This window comes from Mucilaginibacter sp. (assembly GCF_035492695.1).
In the GTDB taxonomy this organism is placed as follows: Bacteria; Bacteroidota; Bacteroidia; order Sphingobacteriales; family Sphingobacteriaceae; genus Mucilaginibacter.
In genome coordinates this window covers 56407-73838 of record NZ_DATJJC010000015.1, presented here as the reverse complement: position 1 = coordinate 73838, position 17432 = coordinate 56407, and the positions used below count along the sequence as shown (strand labels likewise).

The 17432-nt window shown below is 44.5% G+C and carries 14 protein-coding genes; 6 read left to right on the top strand and 8 right to left on the bottom strand.

What is annotated here, in order from left to right:
* Positions 1 to 197 precede the first annotated feature (197 nt).
* Positions 198 to 611, bottom strand: a complete 414-nt coding sequence (mscL, locus tag VL525_RS10150; RefSeq protein ID WP_325386042.1) for a large-conductance mechanosensitive channel protein MscL — start codon at positions 609 to 611, stop codon at positions 198 to 200.
* Positions 612 to 809: 198 nt separating this feature from the next.
* Between mscL and rpoN the strand changes: the two genes are divergently transcribed.
* Positions 810 to 2285 (top strand): RNA polymerase factor sigma-54, encoded by a 1476-nt coding sequence (rpoN, locus tag VL525_RS10145; protein WP_325386040.1) that lies wholly within the window; start codon positions 810 to 812, stop codon positions 2283 to 2285.
* A 13-nt stretch (positions 2286 to 2298) separates the two neighbouring features.
* On the opposite strand, the gene VL525_RS10140 is transcribed toward rpoN, so the two are convergent.
* Together VL525_RS10140 and VL525_RS10135 are read right to left on the bottom strand one after the other, a co-directional pair.
* Complete coding sequence (locus tag VL525_RS10140) at positions 2299 to 3315, bottom strand: type IX secretion system membrane protein PorP/SprF (protein ID WP_325386038.1); 1017 nt, start codon at positions 3313 to 3315, stop codon at positions 2299 to 2301.
* A 166-nt stretch (positions 3316 to 3481) separates the two neighbouring features.
* The gene (locus VL525_RS10135) at positions 3482 to 3931 is read right to left on the bottom strand and encodes a response regulator (RefSeq protein ID WP_325386036.1); all 450 of its coding nucleotides are present in this window, start codon (positions 3929 to 3931) and stop codon (positions 3482 to 3484) included.
* 126 nt (positions 3932 to 4057) lie between these two features.
* Between VL525_RS10135 and VL525_RS10130 the strand changes: the two genes are divergently transcribed.
* Entirely contained in the window at positions 4058 to 6199 is a 2142-nt protein-coding gene (locus VL525_RS10130) for a sensor histidine kinase (RefSeq protein ID WP_325386034.1), read from the top strand.
* Between the two features lies 1 nt (position 6200).
* On the opposite strand, the gene VL525_RS10125 is transcribed toward VL525_RS10130, so the two are convergent.
* Positions 6201 to 6905, bottom strand: coding sequence for an NUDIX hydrolase (locus VL525_RS10125; protein WP_325386032.1), 705 nt, complete (start codon positions 6903 to 6905; stop codon positions 6201 to 6203).
* A 167-nt stretch (positions 6906 to 7072) separates the two neighbouring features.
* Here VL525_RS10125 and VL525_RS10120 point away from each other — a divergent pair, with 167 nt between their 5' ends.
* Together VL525_RS10120 and VL525_RS10115 are read left to right on the top strand one after the other, a co-directional pair.
* The gene (locus VL525_RS10120) at positions 7073 to 7909 is read left to right on the top strand and encodes a phytanoyl-CoA dioxygenase family protein (RefSeq protein ID WP_325386030.1); all 837 of its coding nucleotides are present in this window, start codon (positions 7073 to 7075) and stop codon (positions 7907 to 7909) included.
* A gap of 123 nt (positions 7910 to 8032) precedes the next feature.
* Entirely contained in the window at positions 8033 to 9220 is a 1188-nt protein-coding gene (locus VL525_RS10115) for a Gfo/Idh/MocA family oxidoreductase (protein WP_325386028.1), read from the top strand.
* A gap of 202 nt (positions 9221 to 9422) precedes the next feature.
* On the opposite strand, the gene VL525_RS10110 is transcribed toward VL525_RS10115, so the two are convergent.
* Together VL525_RS10110 and VL525_RS10105 are read right to left on the bottom strand one after the other, a co-directional pair.
* Positions 9423 to 11183, bottom strand: a complete 1761-nt coding sequence (locus tag VL525_RS10110) for an ABC transporter ATP-binding protein (RefSeq protein WP_325386026.1) — start codon at positions 11181 to 11183, stop codon at positions 9423 to 9425.
* Positions 11164 to 12924: an ABC transporter ATP-binding protein gene (locus VL525_RS10105; RefSeq protein WP_325386025.1), complete on the bottom strand. Its 1761-nt coding sequence runs from the start codon at positions 12922 to 12924 to the stop codon at positions 11164 to 11166. Before VL525_RS10105 ends, VL525_RS10110 begins: the two co-directional genes overlap by 20 nt.
* A gap of 134 nt (positions 12925 to 13058) precedes the next feature.
* On the opposite strand from VL525_RS10105, the gene VL525_RS10100 reads away from it, so the two are divergent.
* Positions 13059 to 13658, top strand: coding sequence for a GNAT family protein (locus VL525_RS10100; protein ID WP_325386023.1), 600 nt, complete (start codon positions 13059 to 13061; stop codon positions 13656 to 13658).
* Positions 13659 to 13947: 289 nt separating this feature from the next.
* Here VL525_RS10100 and VL525_RS10095 read toward each other — a convergent pair whose 3' ends face one another.
* Together VL525_RS10095 and VL525_RS10090 are read right to left on the bottom strand one after the other, a co-directional pair.
* Entirely contained in the window at positions 13948 to 15060 is a 1113-nt protein-coding gene (locus VL525_RS10095; RefSeq protein WP_325386021.1) for a DUF5009 domain-containing protein, read from the bottom strand.
* Between the two features lie 228 nt (positions 15061 to 15288).
* Positions 15289 to 15933, bottom strand: coding sequence for a carbohydrate-binding family 9-like protein (locus tag VL525_RS10090; protein ID WP_325386019.1), 645 nt, complete (start codon positions 15931 to 15933; stop codon positions 15289 to 15291).
* A 121-nt stretch (positions 15934 to 16054) separates the two neighbouring features.
* Between VL525_RS10090 and VL525_RS10085 the strand changes: the two genes are divergently transcribed.
* Complete coding sequence (locus VL525_RS10085; RefSeq protein ID WP_325386017.1) at positions 16055 to 17404, top strand: Gfo/Idh/MocA family protein; 1350 nt, start codon at positions 16055 to 16057, stop codon at positions 17402 to 17404.
* Positions 17405 to 17432 lie beyond the last annotated feature (28 nt).

The following is a 17432-nucleotide window of genomic DNA, read 5'->3' as shown; positions in this document are numbered from 1 at the left end:
TATCCACCTTGTTTTGCCGCTTAAGTCTAACCATAAGCCACATAAAACCACAAAAGGAAGAAATATAAGCACGTAAGGAACTATCCCATATAGATACCCATATTTATAGGATTCGAATATTACGCCATAGCATCCTGCAATAAGAAACAGTATTAATAGAAACGTCGATAAAAGTTTTTTTGCATTCGACATTCTTTTTATTTGCCTTTCGCCAGCAAATCTCTGATCTCGGTCAGCAATACTTCTTCTTTTGTTGGACCCGGATCAGGTGCGGGAGCGGGAGTGTCTTCAGGTTTTTTCAACGAGTTTATTGCTTTTACTACCATAAAAATACAGAATGCCACGATCAGGAACTCGATCAGGGTATTGATGAAATTACCATAATTAACAGCCACCTCGGTGATTTTATTGGCCGGGTCGGCGTGTCGGATAAAAAGCTTTAAATTTTTGAAATCGATACCACCTGTAATATAACCTATCGGTGGCATAATAACGTCATTAACCAACGACGTAACGATCTTACCAAAAGCTGCGCCAATGATAACGCCGACCGCCAGATCGACCACGTTGCCGCGCATCGCAAATTCCTTAAATTCTTTTACAATAGCCATAAGTGAGGTTGTTTTGAGTTTGAAGTTTTCGTTAAAGTTGAATAAATATACAAAGTGAAATGACGTTTAAAATGCTTCCCGTCATTTTTCTTAAACACTTACCGTTTAATTCCGTTTAAAGGGGGGCTCCAAATTATCAAAAGAGTTAATTTTTTCGGGTTTATGGTTAATTGATGTATTTTTGGGCTGATACAATTTATGTTAAAACAAAATCTTCAACAGAAACTTTTACAAAAGCTTTCGCCTCAGCAAATTCAATTTATAAAATTGCTGCAGGTGCCTACCGTTTCCCTCGACACCCGTATTAAAGAGGAGTTGGAGGAAAACCCGGCGCTTGAAGACCTGAGTTTAACAAATTTGAACGAGCCCGAAGAACAATATCCTGATCGGGACCCTGAAGAAGATAGCTATAATGGCGATGAAGAACAGGGGCCGGCCGACGAGTTTAATATAGACGATTACCTGCAGGAAGATAACCTGAATGAATATGGTTCGAGATACGACCAGAACGGCGACGACGATGACGACCGCAAGGAGATACCAATAGCTGTACAAAGTTCGTTTTTCGAGAATCTGCAGGCTCAGCTCGACCTTGTTCCATTACCGGATAAAGACTTCAGGATAGGTCAGCAGATCATTGGCAGTCTGGATGATGATGGTTACCTGCGCAGGTCTATCACTTCGCTTACAGATGACCTGGCATTCTCGCAGAACATATTTGCCGACGATGATGAAGTGGAGGATATGCTGAAAGTTATCCAGTCGTTCGATCCGCCGGGTGTTGGCGCCCGCAGCCTGCAGGAATGCTTGTTGATACAGTTAAGAAAAAAAGACCAGAACGATCCGGTGATAAGGAAAGCCATGCAGGTGGTGGAGAATTACCTTGACGAATTTACCCGGAAACACTACGATAAGCTGGAAAAATCGTTAAGTATGACCTCGCAGGAATTGCGGGCAGTTATATCTGAAATATTAAAACTAAACCCAAAGCCCGGCGATTCGAATGAGGTAAATACCAAGCAAATGCAGGTAATACCCGATTTTCATATCACCAATAATGATGGCTTCCTGGTATTGACATTAAATTCAAAGAATGCGCCCGAGCTTCGCGTAAGCCGCTCGTACCAGGAAATGTTTGAGCATTATGATAAGGCATCCCAGCGGGATAAAAAACTAAAAGAAGCTGTTCAGTTTGTAAAACAGAAACTGGATTCGGCCAAATGGTTTATTGATGCCATCAAACAGCGGCAGCAAACGCTTCTAAAGACCATGAATGCCATTATGCAGTATCAATACGAGTTCTTCCTGACGGGTGATGACAAAAACCTGAAACCGATGATATTGAAAGATATCGCCGACAGAATAGGCATGGATATTTCAACTGTATCGCGTGTAGCGAACTCCAAATACGTTCAAACTGAATTTGGTACTTTTTTGTTGAAATCATTCTTCTCTGAGGCAATTCAGATGGAAAGCGGTGAGGAAGTATCTAACAAGGAGGTGAAGAAAATACTGGAAGAAAACATCGGCGCTGAGGACAAACGCCACCCGCTTGCTGACGAAAGGCTTACCGAAATACTCAAAGAAAAAGGCTATAACATTGCCCGCCGCACCGTAGCCAAATACCGCGAACAGATGAATATCCCGGTTGCAAGACTGAGGAAAGAACTATAAAAATCCTGATTTATTAAAATGAATGTGCCGGAGCTATCAAATGGTCCCGGTTGTTAAGCATAATGCCGATCACGATCTCGTGTGTGCCATTACTTACTGTCCGTAAGGCAGAAGTGGTGTAATCGTAAGAATAGCTGATATTGATAAGCGAACTGATATTTAGCCCGAACATACCTGCAACTGCATCACCGTTACGGTAGGCGCCGCCAATCCAAAAACGATCTCTGAATGCCAATTTCATATTTACGTCGTAAGTTACCGGCAAAGGTTTGATGAACTTGACCAGTGTTGATGGCAACAAGGTAACATCGTCGGTCAGAAATACCTTAAATCCGCCCGAAACAAGGAACTGCGGTACCGTTTTTGCCTGGTTAACCGAGCTTTTTGTACTGAAATATTGGTTCTGTGATAATAATTGCAGAGCCGATACACCAAAAAAATAATTGGATGAATAGCCCCAAACACCTACTCCAAGGTCGGGCTTCCATTGGCTGTTACTACCATTCGCGATGGCGGGGTCGAGCGGATTTTCCAGGATGAGTTCAGAAGTATTCAGGCTGATGTGGTTCATACCTGCCTCCACTCCTACAGCCAGGTTAAAGGTGCTTGTTAAACCAAGATGGTATGCGTATGTCAGATCAAGATTGGATGTACTAATTGGCCCGGCCTGGTCCGAAACCACCATAAACCCTAATCCATGATGCGGGGCCGAAGCTTCGTAGTTTTGGGTATAAAGGCGGCTATAAGGGTTGGCTTCGTTACCGCCCGATAATGCGGCGGCGTCTCCCCCAACAAAGTCAGACCCAAATGGTATGCTGCCAGTGATATAACTGGTTACCGGTGCCCCCTGTAAACCCGTCCACTGGCTTCGGTAACCTGTTTTTATACCGATATAATTCTCGATACCGGTTACGGCCGGATTGACAAGCATATTGTTTAATACGTATTGCGTGTATTGCGGCTTTTGCTGCGCAATAGCAAACTGAAGGGTTAATGCAGAAACAAAAAATACGAGTAAAGATCGCTTCATTCCGATATTATAGGTCACCTGCCACAGACTTCTCTTTTTAGATTCAGGCCTGTTAAGATACCAATTTAAATATAATTATTGCCCTGTTTACGTACAAACCGACAATTAGGTCATAATTAATTACTTATTGCGCAAAATAATAGTTGCCTTGTGTAAATTTATTTGTTTATGAACGGGATCTGTGCAGCATCTCCAGTTCGATGTTGGCGAGTTGTAATTTATGTGCCAACTCTTTATTTTCCTTACGCAGCTGGTATATTTCCAACGCATTCTGGATGTATAATTTAAGCTCATCGTTTTGCCACGGTTTTACCAGGTATTTATAAACCTGTCCCCTGTTTATAGCATCCATCACAGCATTCATATCAGAAAAACCTGTAAGCAATATTCTTATCGTGTCCGGGTAAACGGTTAGGATCGACTCCAGGAATTCAATACCTGTCATCCCCGGCATACGCTGATCGGTTATGATGACGCCTATTTCGTTAGTATCAAGTATCTTGCGACCCTCGCGGGCCGACTGTGCAACATGAATATTAAAATCGCGCCGGAACGCAGCTTTAAAGCTATTGAGATTATTTATCTCATCATCAACATACAGCACTCCGAACGACATAAACTATATTTTATTTTGAGAGTATCTACAGACAGCTATTTTAACACGATAAATTCTTGAAAGTTTAATTTTCTGCGCAATTTTATAGTGTTTACAGCATCGCCGCTGGTAAAGCAAATCGTAAAAATGAAAAAAATATTGCTAATAATATATCTCTTGCTACAAAATAGTTCTCTTTTTGCATTCCAGGCCGATACATTAACTATCCGCGAAAACGAAAAAAAACTTTTAACAAGCAAATATTTTTCCCAGCTTGATGATCCATCGGGGCTTTATAAGATCAATGATGCCGTTAATAATCCCGGTTTTCACCCGGCTGGCAGCTCGTTACCGGCAATACAATATGCGAAATCTACAATATGGCTAAAATTTGTACTTCACAATAAAACTACCCGGGCATTTGTACCTATCACCATAGGAGCCAGTGTTATTGACAACTTTGACCTTTACTTAGCCGATTCGCCTAACGGCAAAATGATCCACTTTTCGTCTGCAGTACCCGACCGCGATTCAAAATTGCTTAAGCAAAATAACACTTTCATTAATTGTATTATTCTGCCCGACTCGACACGAACCTTATATCTAAGAATAAAAAGCAATGCTTCCGGCACAGTTCCCATCGAGGTTAACAGCGCCAACACCTATTTCAAAAATGCTGACTACGAGAACTTGATGGTAGGCGGTTTTATAGGCATAGTACTGGTGATGGCACTTTACAACCTGGTGCTATTTGTTATGGTTGGAGATAAAAGCTATGTTTACTATGTAGCCTATATCATTTTTTTAGGCATATCGCAGGTTTTACTGCGGGGCTACGGAGTAAACTTTTTCATCAGTGAAAAAACATTGATAAACAGTTATTTCATCCCGGTCATCAGGGTGTGTTTTGGTTATTCGGTATTATTATTTGCTGCCGAATTCCTGCAGCTAAAATCCAAACTCGGTTCCTATTTCAGGTATTATTATATTTTATTTGGCTTGTATACAGTTGCATTGCTTGCCATTATCATTGGCAAAATACCTTTTGCATACGACCTGATAACGATTTCTGCCAGCTTTATGTCTATTGCCCTGCTCAGCATTGGCAGTGTGTTGTATGTTAAAGGGTATAAGCCTGCTAAATATTTTATGATAGGTTTCGGTTTATTCTTTATAACGGTGCTTATCTCTATCGCCCGCAACAGGGGCTTTATCGTTCATAATAGCTTTACCGCCAATATCATTATCTATAGCTCGATCCTTCAGCTGATCCTGTTTTCGATATCGTTAGCCGAAAAGATCAATTTTTACAGGAGACAAACCACCGAAACACAGTTGTTATCTCTCACTATAGCAAAGGAAAACGAAAAACTGATAACACAGCAAAATATACTGCTTGAAACAGAGGTTAATGCGCGCACTAACCAGTTGATAAAAACAAACCAGGAACTGTCAACCATCATCGAGAACCTCAAATCGACACAGATGAAACTGGTTGAGACAGAGAAAATGGCCTCTCTCGGCCAGTTAACTGCAGGCGTTGCGCACGAGATAAACAACCCGATAAACTTCGTAAGCTCGAACGTCAAGCCCTTACGGCTCGATTTTCTCGAACTGTTTGCTTTAATAGACAAATACAAGGATGCCGGCGCCCACCCCGATCAAAAAGAATTATTGAAAGCAGCCATTGCACAAAATCAAAATACAGATCTCGATTTTATCAGGGAAGAAATATTAACGCTACTCGACGGAATTGAAGAAGGTGCAAATCGGACAACAGAGATCGTGCAAAGCCTTCGTACCTTCAGCCGTACTGATGAACTGGTACTAAAGCCGGCTGACATCAACAAATCAATTCTGAGTACACTTATACTTCTACGAAGTACAATTCCCTATAACATAGAAATAAAACCTGTACTGAACAAATTGCCTTTGTTAAACTGTTACCCCGGCAAGATAAACCAGGTTTTTATGAACCTGATCAATAACAGTATCCAGGCGATAAAGGAAAAACCGCACCAGGATCAGGAAAGCATCATTATCACTACAACCGATCATCCTGATAATATAGTAATAGATATAACCGATACAGGCGTTGGTATGAGCGAAGAGGTCCGTCAGCGGATATTTGAACCTTTTTTTACAACAAAAAATGTTGGGGAAGGCACCGGCCTTGGCCTGTCAATCGTATTTGGGATCATCGAGGACCATCACGGCACCATCAATGTGCAATCTGAACCCGGCGCAGGAACATCGATTACCATAACACTACCCAAAAATTTAGAATAAATCAGAAAAACTTATCCGGATTTGGCACCAGGTTAAGGAAGGACTCAAAGTTCTCCTTGTAATGCGATTGATCAAGCTGGTAATAGAACGCTCCTTTTTTTGACGAAAGCTTGTCCTTTTCAGGTAATTTGATGAGCAGCCCGGTCGATAGCAGTTTACGACTGAAATTACGGTCATCAAACTTAGTTTGATAAACGCCTTCGTACAGCGCCTGCAATTGCGGTATCGTAAACTTTTCGGGAAGCAGCTGGAATAATATCGGGTGTAAAGCAGCCTTATAGCGCAATTGGCGCAGGGCCAGCTTTACCATTTCGGTGTGATCAAATATCAGTTCGGGCAGTTCATCCAAAAGAAACCACTCGGGGTGGAACTCATCGTTGATCTGCTTTTCATACTGGTGAATATCGATCAGCGCATAGTATGCTATGGAGAGCGTTCTTTCAACCGGGTCACGATCGGGCTTACCAAATACATGGAACTGATCCATGTAAACATTTTTCAAACCTGTACGGTGTTCTAAAACCCTGTTGGCTGCGTCGTCAGGCGATTCGGAGGGCTGGATGAAACCGCCCATTAAACTCCACTTATCTCTTTCAGGGTCCATCGCACGCTGAACGACAAGCAATTTTAAATTCCAGCCATCAAAACCAAATATGATACAATCTACTGCAACAAGGATGCGTTTCTGGCCGGTATATCTTTGCATAATATTATTCTGTTACAAGAATAAAAATAAAATGGGAGTAATAAAAAATTAATAATTATTGATACGATTTTAATAACTATTTCGGTTAAAACAATTTTAACAAAGGTTTGATAAATAAACGATGAATGTTATAGCTTTATCGGGCAAACCTATTAATACCTGTAAAAATGATGAATGCTGAACAGAAAGCCGCTTATGAACGCGACGGGTTCCTGCTGGTGAAGGGTTTTTGCTCGCAGGCAGAGACTGACAAGTTATACAAGACCGCGCTTGAAGATGATGCTATGCGCAAAAACGCACTGGACCTGAACGATCTTTCCGGCAAGAAAACCAAATTATCGTTATGGTTTACGCCGGGGAATGATGTATTTGGTTACCTGACGCGAGCCAAACGCATGGTTGAGTCGGTAGATGAATTGTTGGATAATGGTTCGCCTGTTTGTCATTTTCATTCCAAGCTGATGCAGAAGGAACCTAAAGTGGGTGGTGCCTGGGAATGGCACCAGGATTACGGGTACTGGTATAAGAACCAGTTCATGTTTCCCGATCAGCTAATCAGTGTTATGGTGGCTCTTACGGCCGCCAATAAAGCGAACGGCTGCCTGCAGGTTATCAAAGGTTCGCACAAGTTGGGCAGGGTAAATCATGGTTTTTCGGGCGAACAGGTAGGTGCAGATATGACCATGGTTAACAACGCCCTCAAAACAATGGAACTGGTATATTGCGAACTGCAGCCGGGCGATGCCTTATTTTTTCATAGCAACCTGTTGCACCGTTCCGAAGCGAACTTATCCGATCATCCGCGATGGTCCATTATTTCGTGTTATTGTTCGCAATCTAATTTAGCTTATAATGAGACATCGACGTCGTGGAAGACCCCGGTTAATGTAGTACCCGACGAGGCAATATTGCAATGGGACGCGGCTTCATTATCAGATAACGATTTCCTGAAAAAGGAAAACGACCCGGCATTGAAAGAGACCGGGTGGGAAAAAGAGGTCTGACGGTTGGAAAGTTGGAAAGTTGAAGTTGGCGCTCTATTCGGACATTATAACATTTCAGCTTTCGAACATTACAACAAAAAACATTACAACATTTTAACTTTCAAACATTACAACAAAATAAATATGAAAATCGCCATGCTTGGTTCGGGCTTTATAGCCCGTTTTTATGCTGACTCGCTTGCAGCACAACGCAGAAAAGACATTTTGGTAAGCGTCTATTCACGCTCGGCAGAAAGGGCCGAAAAATTTGCCAAAGATTATGGTTTGCCCCATTTCAGTAATAATTTGGATGAAGTAGTGGGTAATCCCGAGGTAGATGTGGTAGTGATCGCTTTATCGAACGAGCTGCATTTGGCCGCTGTTGAGGCTTGCGCTAAAGCGGGCAAGCATGTGCTTTGTACCAAGCCCTTGGGCCGCACCGGAGCCGAAGCCAAGCAAATGATGGAAATGGTGGAAAAAGCTGGTGTGATGGGTGGTTATTTAGAGGATTTGTGCTACACCCCAAAATTCCTGAAATCGTTAGCCAGTGTTAAGGCCGGCAGTATTGGCCGGGTGCTTTGGGCAAAATCAAGGGAAACGCACCCCGGTCCGCATAGCGATTGGTTCTGGAACCTGGAGCAATCCGGTGGCGGCGCTATTGTCGATCTGGGTTGCCATTGTATCGAAATATCGCGGAATTTTATTGGCAAGGATATAAAACCTGTGGAGGTAATGTGCTGGGCAGCCACGCAGGTACACCCTATCGCGGCAGAGGATCATGCATTGGGCTGGGTAAAATACGCTAACGGCACCATCGGTCAGTTTGAAGTGAGCTGGTGTTTCCGCGGTGGTATGGACCTGCGCGACGAGGTTATGGGCAGCGAAGGCACCATCTGGCTCAATAATTTCCTGCGGACTGGTTTCGATATGTTCAGCACGGGCAAGGGTAATAATTACGTGGCCGAAAAAGCCGAATCATCCAGCGGCTGGCTGTTCCCTGTAGGCGACGAAGTAAACGAGCTGGGTTACAATCATATGTTCACTGATATGTTTGACGCCATCGACCAAAAGCGTGAACCTTCAGAAAACTTTTACGATGGCTATGTGGTGAATTGTATCATTGATGCTGCCTACAAATCGGCCAAATCGCGCAATTGGGAGCCTGTACAAATAGACGACTGGCGCGGCCGTACCGACGTAACCGAAGGCCACGAGTTTGCCTCATACGATGATACCTACTACCTGATCAAGGAAGAAGTATTACCTAACGGTGAGAAGAAGCTGATATTAAAAAATAAGGCAACGGGTGAGGTGGTGCGGAGAGATCTGTGATTCCGTGAAGGGTGTCTTGTTGAGGTTCTCGAAACATGCGGGTAAAGGCCTTTACGCTCACCCTTTGAGTGCCTCAGGGTGACACCCAATATAAGATTTAGACTTACGAAGTTTTAAAAACTTCGTAAGTCTAATCCATAATTTAAGTTTCGAACTTATGCAGGCTTTCGAACTACCTAATCACTAATCAACTAATCACCAGTTAACTAACACGTTTCCCCTGCAGCAGCATATCGATTGCATGATCTAATGATCCGGCAGCAATCACTTCGCCTGAGTTAACAAAGTATATTTCATCCGCATTCTCAATAGTATTCAGGCGGTGTGCAATGATAACGCGCGTGGTTGATTCCGGCAGGTTGGCCAGGATATCACTCAACAACTGCTCGGTTATGGTGTCGATATTGGCGGTCGCTTCGTCCAGTATCAATATTTCTGGGTTGCGTAAAACGGCACGCATAAAGGCTATCAGTTGTTTTTGGCCCAGGCTGGCGCTATCGCCCGACGATAAAACCGGGGTATCCAATCCCTTGTCGAAAATATCAAGCAGGCTTTGCAGGTTTGCCCCTTTCAGCTCTTCTTCTATCTGTTCATTGGTCAGGTTTTGATATTCTTCGTTGCTATACAGGATATTATCCCTTACGGTACCGGTGAAAAGGAATGGCTCCTGCAAAATAAAGCCGATCTTTTTAGTCCGTTCATCCGGTTCGTATGAACGAATATCTTTACCGTCCAGCAATATCGTCCCTTCGGTTGGGTCATATAGCCGGGCTATCAGCGAGGCCGTCGTGGTTTTACCGCCGCCTGTAGGTCCTACCAGGGCGTAAGTTTTACCACGCTCCATTTTAAAGTTGATGTTGTGTAGTATTTCGCCGCCGCCGGGGTATGCAAAATGCACGTTCCTAAATTCAAGCAGCGCGTCTGATCCGGTTGTTATGTCGCTTTCAACAGTGGTGAGGTTAGTTTCCAGCGAGAGGATGTTCGAGATACGGTCCCATCCGGCCATGGCTGTCTGGAAAGTTGCCCACAAGGTAGCCAGCTGCCTTAACGGGTTGTAGAAACTATTGGAGTACGACAAGTAACTTACCAGCAAACCGACACTAAACTGCCCTTTAGAGATCAGGTAAATACCAAAGGCCAGGACAATTAATTGCGCAGCGCCGGCAAGCAAGGTATAAAACGGTAGGAAAATATTATTGGCAATACCGGCCCTTATAGATGTTGCATAGTTCTCCTTGTTTGCTTCGTCAAAACGCTTGCGAAAATAATCGCGCCGGTTAAAAGCGATGATCACCTTAAAGTTATTCAGGCTTTCCTGTATTTCGGCGCTCATTCCTCCTGTGCTTTTTAAATTGACGGCGTTCTTCCGTTTAACCCATGGCGATAATATCCTGGTAAATATCCACGCCAGCGCCGCAGGGGCGATAGTGGCCGCACCCAGTTCGGGGTTAATGCTCAACAAAAATATGCCGGCGCCAACCATAATAGCCAGGTTGCTTACAAACTGCATCAGCGACTGGCTGAAAAAGGTATTGATCTTATCGGTATCGTTATTAACCCTCGATATCAGGTCGCCGGCTTTATTTTGATTGAAGAATGCCACCGGCAGTTGCTGCAATTTGTTAAAAATGGCATTACGCAACGTATAAAGCATCCGCTGGCCTACGCCACCCATCAGCATGGTTTGCAGGTAGCTGGCTACCAAACCGCACACATACATAGCCAGCAGCACGCCTGCAATTACCAACACACCGTGATAATTGCCTGGTATCACATACTTATCAATAGCGTGCCCTATCATCAGCGGACCAAAAAGGTTCACCGAGGCATTGATGAGTATAGCCAGGAACGCCAGCCACAGGTTTTTCTTTTCGTGCGATATAAACTCCAGCAGCTTTTTCAAAGCTCCCAGGGTCGATGTCTTTTCCTGTTCCTTTGAAAATTTATTTAGATCGTAATTCATAATTGCTGGTGCTTTGTTGTGAATCGTATATCTGCACGTATTCAGTGCTGGTTTGCATTAGCTCATCGTGTTTTCCGCTGGCTATTATTTCACCCTCCATCAGCAGGATGATCTGGTCGTAATGCCCTACCGAGGCTATCTTTTGCGTTACAGATATTAATGTTAATCCCGGGTAATTTTTCTGCACGTTTTCCAGTATTTTCTTTTCGGTATTGCCGTCCACCCTGGCGGTAAAGTCGTCGAGTAACAAAACTTTGGGATCCAGCGCAAGAGCTCGCGCCAGCATGATACGCTGCTTTTGCCCGCCGGAAAGGCTTGCACCGCGTTCGGAAACTATAGTGCTCAGCTTTTCGGGGAATGAGTCGACAAACTCATGCAATTCGGCAGTGTCGATCGCCTTTTGCAGCGATTCATCGGTCACCGTATCGCTGAAGGCGATGTTCTCACGGATGCTCATATTAAAAATAATGCTATCCTGGAAGACAAAACCCACCTGGCTGTGGAACGATTCGCTATTGTAATCATTGATACTCCTGCCATCAAACAAAATCTCGCCCGAATTGGGTTTGATCAAATTGGTCAACAAGTACAATAGCTGCGTTTTCCCGGCCGCCGTCGGGCCAATGATAGCGATCTTCGACCCGGCTTTTACCGATAGGGAAATATTCTTTAAAGCTGGTTTCTGTCCATAGACTACATTTACGTTTTTCAGTTCGATATCGCCGCGCAAAGATTCTTTTACCGTGCCGGTTTCCACGGTATCAGGAGCATCCAGCACACCGGTAATGCGCCCGAACGACGCCTGCGCCTGAGCGATAATGTTGCTCATAAAACCGATCATGATGATCGGGAATATGAGTATGACCAGGTAGCTATTGAACGCCGCAAAATCGCCAAGGGACATGGTATGATTGATTATAAAATGCCCTCCCAAAACCAGTATGCTTAATGTGGCTGCATTGGCGGTAAAAGTGATAACGGGGATAAGTCCGGCAAAAAGCCGAAGGATGGCAAGGCCGTAATCTTTTGCTTTAGTATTTGCTTTCAGGAACTTATCGAATTCCAGTTGCTGCGAATTGATAACACGAATAAGCGCCGAACCCAAAATACTTTCGTTGATTACTTTATTCAGCCAGTCAATAACTGCCCGGCTTTCAACAAAAAGCGCCCGCACCTTCTTCAGCACCACCGCAAAGGTGATGCCGATAATAGGGATAATGGCAATAACACAAAGCGCCAGTTTCCAGTTGATGGTAAGCAGCATTACGCTTGCGCCGACGATAAGAAATACCGACGATATGATGGATACCAGCGCCTGGGATACGAAAAGCTTGATCGAATCCACATCTGCCGTAAGGTTGGTTAACAGTTTGGATGGATTTACCTCGGCTATAAAGGCATTGCTCTGTCGCGATATTTTGTCGGAAAGCCGCGTACGCAGATCGCGCGCTACCTTTTCGGACGTATAGGTTTGGATGACGCTTTGCAGGTACGAGAAAACAAAAATGAACGCAATGGCCGACAAAAATTTGGTCATCGTCGGGTTAAGTTCGAAATGTACCCTGGTCATCAGGCTATGGATATACCCGTCGATCCCGTGCGAAATGATCTTTGGCAGCCATAAGTTGACACTGTTGCTGAATACAGCGAACAGGATCAGCAAGATCACTAATAACCGGTATGGTTTTAACAGGCTAAATATTCCTGGTTTCTTTTCTTTCGGTTTTTGGTTGTCAGACATCAGTGGTATTTTATTGTTATTTTAATGTCACTTAAGCAAAAATAACGATGCACAGCTATGGTCGTGCATAAAATCAATTATAATTGCAGGGCCACACTAAGGCAGACGAACAACGCGTTAAAACATTTTAGACCATGCCACAAAAATTTGACCGTGAAGCCGGGTACATCCTCGAAGATGACCGCGTTTTGCTGCGACCGCTTGAAGAATCGGATATCGAATTCCTTCTCCCTTACGCTATGAACGAACAGGACACCTGGAAATATTCGGGCATTAGTGCGCACGGGGAGGAACGGATGCGGGCCTACATCAATACCGCCCTTACCAACCGCGCCGAGGGAAGGGAATATGCCTTTATCGTATTTGATAAAACCACCGGCCAATATGCCGGAAGCACCCGCTTTTACGACATACAACCCGGCAACGCCATGCTGCAGCTGGGCTACACCTGGTATGGCGAAAAGTTTCGCGGTACAGGGCTGAATAAACACTGTAAATTCCTGTTGCTGCAATTTGCGTTTGAAGAGTTGGGCATGTACCGTGTAGAGTTTCGTGCCGACGCGCGTAACGAGCGCAGCATTGCCGCTATGAAGAGCATAGGTTGTACCGTTGAGGGTATCCTGCGCAGCAACATGTGGCTGGAAGCCGGCGGCCGGCGCGACTCCATTGTGCTCAGCATTTTGAAAGAGGAATGGGAAGGCGGGGTGAAAGAAAACTTGCTCCGCAGGCTATAGTCAGGAGTCGTGTGTCTAAAGTCTTTTTGTTTACCAATATCCGTTGACGGGGTGCTGATAATGCTCAAATTTATAGAATGCCATTTTTATAAACAAAAACTTCAGTTAAGTTAGCTAAAATTTTGATTATAAAATCATTATAAAATATAAATTTTGAAATTAAAGAATTTTCTGTGCTGCTTTTAGTTTAAATTCGAATTTTTAGAGTTTATGAATTACCTGAATTTTAATCAGTACCGTTCACCTAATTCTTCAAATTCTTTAATACTGAAAATCCCTGTTCAGACTGCTACAACTTCACAAATATCTTCCTTTTCGCCAGCCAGTAACATAGCCCCCATTCCAGCACCCAGGTTACCAAAGCAGATAGCACCGCCAAAGCTTTCGGCGCTATACCGGCGAGCCCGGCAAAGCCCTTCACAAAAATGGCCACCGCCCCATTAAACCATTGATAACCTACGGTATTGAAAAAGTAATAAATAAAAATAGAGTTCATGCCCACCACCACGGCTATCCAGGCATATTTGTTTATCTTTTTTACGTCTATCACCCAGTAAAGAAAAGCCATCAGCAGGAATACCCATCCGCCCGAAGCAAGGGTAAAGGAACTGGTGGCGATGCGTTTGATAATGGGCGTGATATGCATTTTATCTAATCCAAAACCTAATATAAGCCCTATCACGCCGGCCATAACCAGGTATTGTATCTTCTGTTTCGAGGTCCTGCGCGAGATCAGCAATTTACCTGCCAGCACCCCCCAAATGGTATGCGCCGCAGTAGGTATAATATTGATGGTTACCCATCCGTCAAAATTGATCTTACCCATCAGCACGGTATCCATGTAGGCGCCAAAATTGTGATATTCCACAAAAGGCGTATCAAAGCCGTTCATCAAAATATTGCGGTATAACACTTCGGTCAAAATAAGCAACAGGGCCGAAACAACAATTTGAAAAGTATAGGACCGGTTAATGATGAAATAAGCGATAAGCGTTGTTACCGATAGTTGCGTAAGCACATTCCATAGTTCCCAAACCAAATGCCCCTTGTAAAAGCACTGCACAGCCGTACCCAGGATAAACAGTTTGAGCGCACGGAGGGCTACATGCCTGAAATTTTGCGCCCAGGTGATCCCTTTTTCCCGTTTATGCGCATAAGAAATATACATGCCCGTCCCTGCCATCAGCATAAAGGCGGGTTGTATCAGGTCCCACAAACGCAGGCCGTGCCAGGGGTGGTGATCGAACTGGAGGAGTATTGTATCGAAAACACCGCCAACATGCAGCTCCCGCAACGACTCATAAACTGAGCATGCCTCGCCGGCTAAAAATATCATAATAAGGCCGCGCATGACGTCGAGCGATAACAGGCGCCCTGTTTTTTGTGGGATGATGCTTTCCATTTGTGAGGTTGGGTTAACTGGTTGTGTTATAAAGTTAAAACTTAATGACGAATATTCCGGAATTTGCCTAAAGCCGGATGTGAATTATTTTTACCCGTTGGCTGAAGCCAACGGCAATGGCTAAGTCGGCCCAGGCTATAATTATCCATTAAATTGCCGTCCCATTTATGGGGCGGACAAAATAACAAGGGCGAAAATGCTTTAGCCGAACATCCGGCGTGTAATCCCTTACAAAAACTCCACTTGCCCGAAAAATTTGGGCAAATGAAAATTGGGCTCAGGGGCAATGATGTTATTCCAGGCCAGGTAATGCGGATGAGTAAGGTCGTCGCCGCATTTGTAGAAATTCATTTTGACGTTCTTTTGCTGAATAGTGGCGAGATGATGAAAAACAAACACCGATATCGGCACCGATACGGTTAGCGTCCAGTTGATAACGGGCTCATCATTTTCAACAACCTGTTTTAATGTGCGGTCGTATTTTATGGTCCGCAATACGTCCGCAGGCAGTTCGGCGCGGTTTTCCCGTTCGGTTCCATAACGGCCAAGGCAGGTACCAAGCCGGTTGAATTCGATATTGTAATAGGCATCTTCCTCGTCGAAAGCGATAAAAAACTCCACGCAGCTGTCTTTATACACCGGGTCATTAATATGCTTATATCGTGCCAGTACTTCTTTTTCGGTCACGTCGTATTTGATATAGATATGGTCATGGCAATGGCCTATGGCAAACGAGACTTTGGGCTTATCCGGAAATTCGGGCCAGGGCACAAAATCGATAGGGTGATGCTGGTTACCGAGCATCAGCGAAATATCATGCAAAATAATACCCTTACCGAGAGAAGGTAACAGAGGAATCTGCAGCGATCGCACTTGAGGTTTTAGATTAGATGTTAAAAATTGGTTGACAGATGCTAAATTGTGTCCGCACACACAAAGAATTATTTCTCTAACTTAGCATAACTAAAGTTAAACCAAAAAAAACGAATAAATCATGTATCGCAGAGAATTTATTAAACAGGGCGCGCTGGCCACAGCCGGCATTACCCTACTTCCCTCGGGTTCGCTTTTCGCAGCAAGTTCAGAAAAGGTCAGACTGGGTTATATCGGCGTCGGGTTACGCGGCCGCAGCCATATAGGTGAGGGATTGTTAAGGGACGATGTCGAGATCGTCGCGATTTGTGATACACAGGAAAGTTCGCTGCAATATTGCCGCCAGCAATTCAAAAAAGCGGGCAAACCGCTGCCAAAAGAATATACCGGCGGGCTGGATGCCTACAAAGGTTTGCTCGACCGAAAGGATATTGATGCGGTTATTATCGCTACGCCCTGGCAGTTCCACCATCCGCAGGCCATTGATGCCATGAAGGCGGGCAAATACGTGGGCTGCGAAGTAGTAGCGGGCCTGTCACTCGACGACCATTGGGATATTGTCAAAACATCAGAGAAAACGGGTATCCCTTATATGACTTTAGAAAATGTTTGCTACCGCCGCGATGTAATGGCTGCATTAAATATGGTGCGGCAAGGCTTGTTTGGCGAGATCGTCCACCTGGAGGGCGGATACCAGCATAATTTACGGGATGTATTGTTTAACGACGGCAAGCCATACGGCGGTAAGGGTGTTGAATTTGGCCCGAAAGCATTCAGCGAAGCGCAATGGCGCACGCAATTCAACATCGACCGCAATGGCGATATCTACCCTACCCACGGCGCAGGGCCGGTAATGCATTATGCCAATATTACGCGTGGCAACAGGTTCACCAATCTTGTTTCTTTTGCCAGCAAATCGAGGGGCCTGAATGCTTACGTAGAAGAACTGGCCCCCGGCAGCCCCACGGCAAAGATCAACTTTAAAAACGGCGACGTAGTTACCACGATGATCAACTGCGCCAACGGCGAAACGGTAATGTTAAGTCATGATACGCATTTGCCGCGGCCATACTCGTTAGGATTTCGTGTACAGGGTACCAAAGGCATCTGGATGGATGTGAATGAGTCGGTTTATATCGAAAATCAATCCAAAAAAGAAGACCAGTGGGACCCGGCTAAAGAATGGTTTGATAAATACGATCACCCGCTATGGAAAAAATACGCCAACGACGCTGCCGGCGCGGGCCATGGCGGGATGGACTGGTTTGTATTTAATGCTTTTGTTGAAGCGGTGAAAAAGAAGGGCCCTACCCCTATCGATGTTTATGATTCGGTTACGATGAGCGTCATTACCCCACTGTCGGAAAAATCACTCGCCGAAGGCAACATGCCGCAGCAGTTCCCTGATTTTACCAATGGTAAATGGAAGGAGCGTAAAAACAACTTTGCCATAGATGACAGCGGGTTTTGAGCGAACCCTATCCTCCTCCTTCCCCTGA

What these genes read in the sequence shown, in the direction of transcription:
- rpoN (WP_325386040.1), top strand. Translation starts at nt 810, where the DNA reads ATGTTAAAACAAAATCTTCAACAGAAACTTTTACAAAAGCTTTCGCCT.
- VL525_RS10135 (WP_325386036.1), bottom strand. Translation starts at nt 3,931, where the DNA reads ATGTCGTTCGGAGTGCTGTATGTTGATGATGAGATAAATAATCTCAAT.
- VL525_RS10125 (WP_325386032.1), bottom strand. Translation starts at nt 6,905, where the DNA reads ATGCAAAGATATACCGGCCAGAAACGCATCCTTGTTGCAGTAGATTGT.
- VL525_RS10085 (WP_325386017.1), top strand. Translation starts at nt 16,055, where the DNA reads ATGTATCGCAGAGAATTTATTAAACAGGGCGCGCTGGCCACAGCCGGC.
- VL525_RS10110 (WP_325386026.1), bottom strand. Translation starts at nt 11,183, where the DNA reads ATGAATTACGATCTAAATAAATTTTCAAAGGAACAGGAAAAGACATCG.
- VL525_RS10095 (WP_325386021.1), bottom strand. Translation starts at nt 15,060, where the DNA reads ATGGAAAGCATCATCCCACAAAAAACAGGGCGCCTGTTATCGCTCGAC.
- VL525_RS10120 (WP_325386030.1), top strand. Translation starts at nt 7,073, where the DNA reads ATGATGAATGCTGAACAGAAAGCCGCTTATGAACGCGACGGGTTCCTG.
- VL525_RS10105 (WP_325386025.1), bottom strand. Translation starts at nt 12,924, where the DNA reads ATGTCTGACAACCAAAAACCGAAAGAAAAGAAACCAGGAATATTTAGC.
- VL525_RS10115 (WP_325386028.1), top strand. Translation starts at nt 8,033, where the DNA reads ATGAAAATCGCCATGCTTGGTTCGGGCTTTATAGCCCGTTTTTATGCT.
- mscL (WP_325386042.1), bottom strand. Translation starts at nt 611, where the DNA reads ATGGCTATTGTAAAAGAATTTAAGGAATTTGCGATGCGCGGCAACGTG.
- VL525_RS10130 (WP_325386034.1), top strand. Translation starts at nt 4,058, where the DNA reads ATGAAAAAAATATTGCTAATAATATATCTCTTGCTACAAAATAGTTCT.
- VL525_RS10140 (WP_325386038.1), bottom strand. Translation starts at nt 3,315, where the DNA reads ATGAAGCGATCTTTACTCGTATTTTTTGTTTCTGCATTAACCCTTCAG.
- VL525_RS10100 (WP_325386023.1), top strand. Translation starts at nt 13,059, where the DNA reads ATGCCACAAAAATTTGACCGTGAAGCCGGGTACATCCTCGAAGATGAC.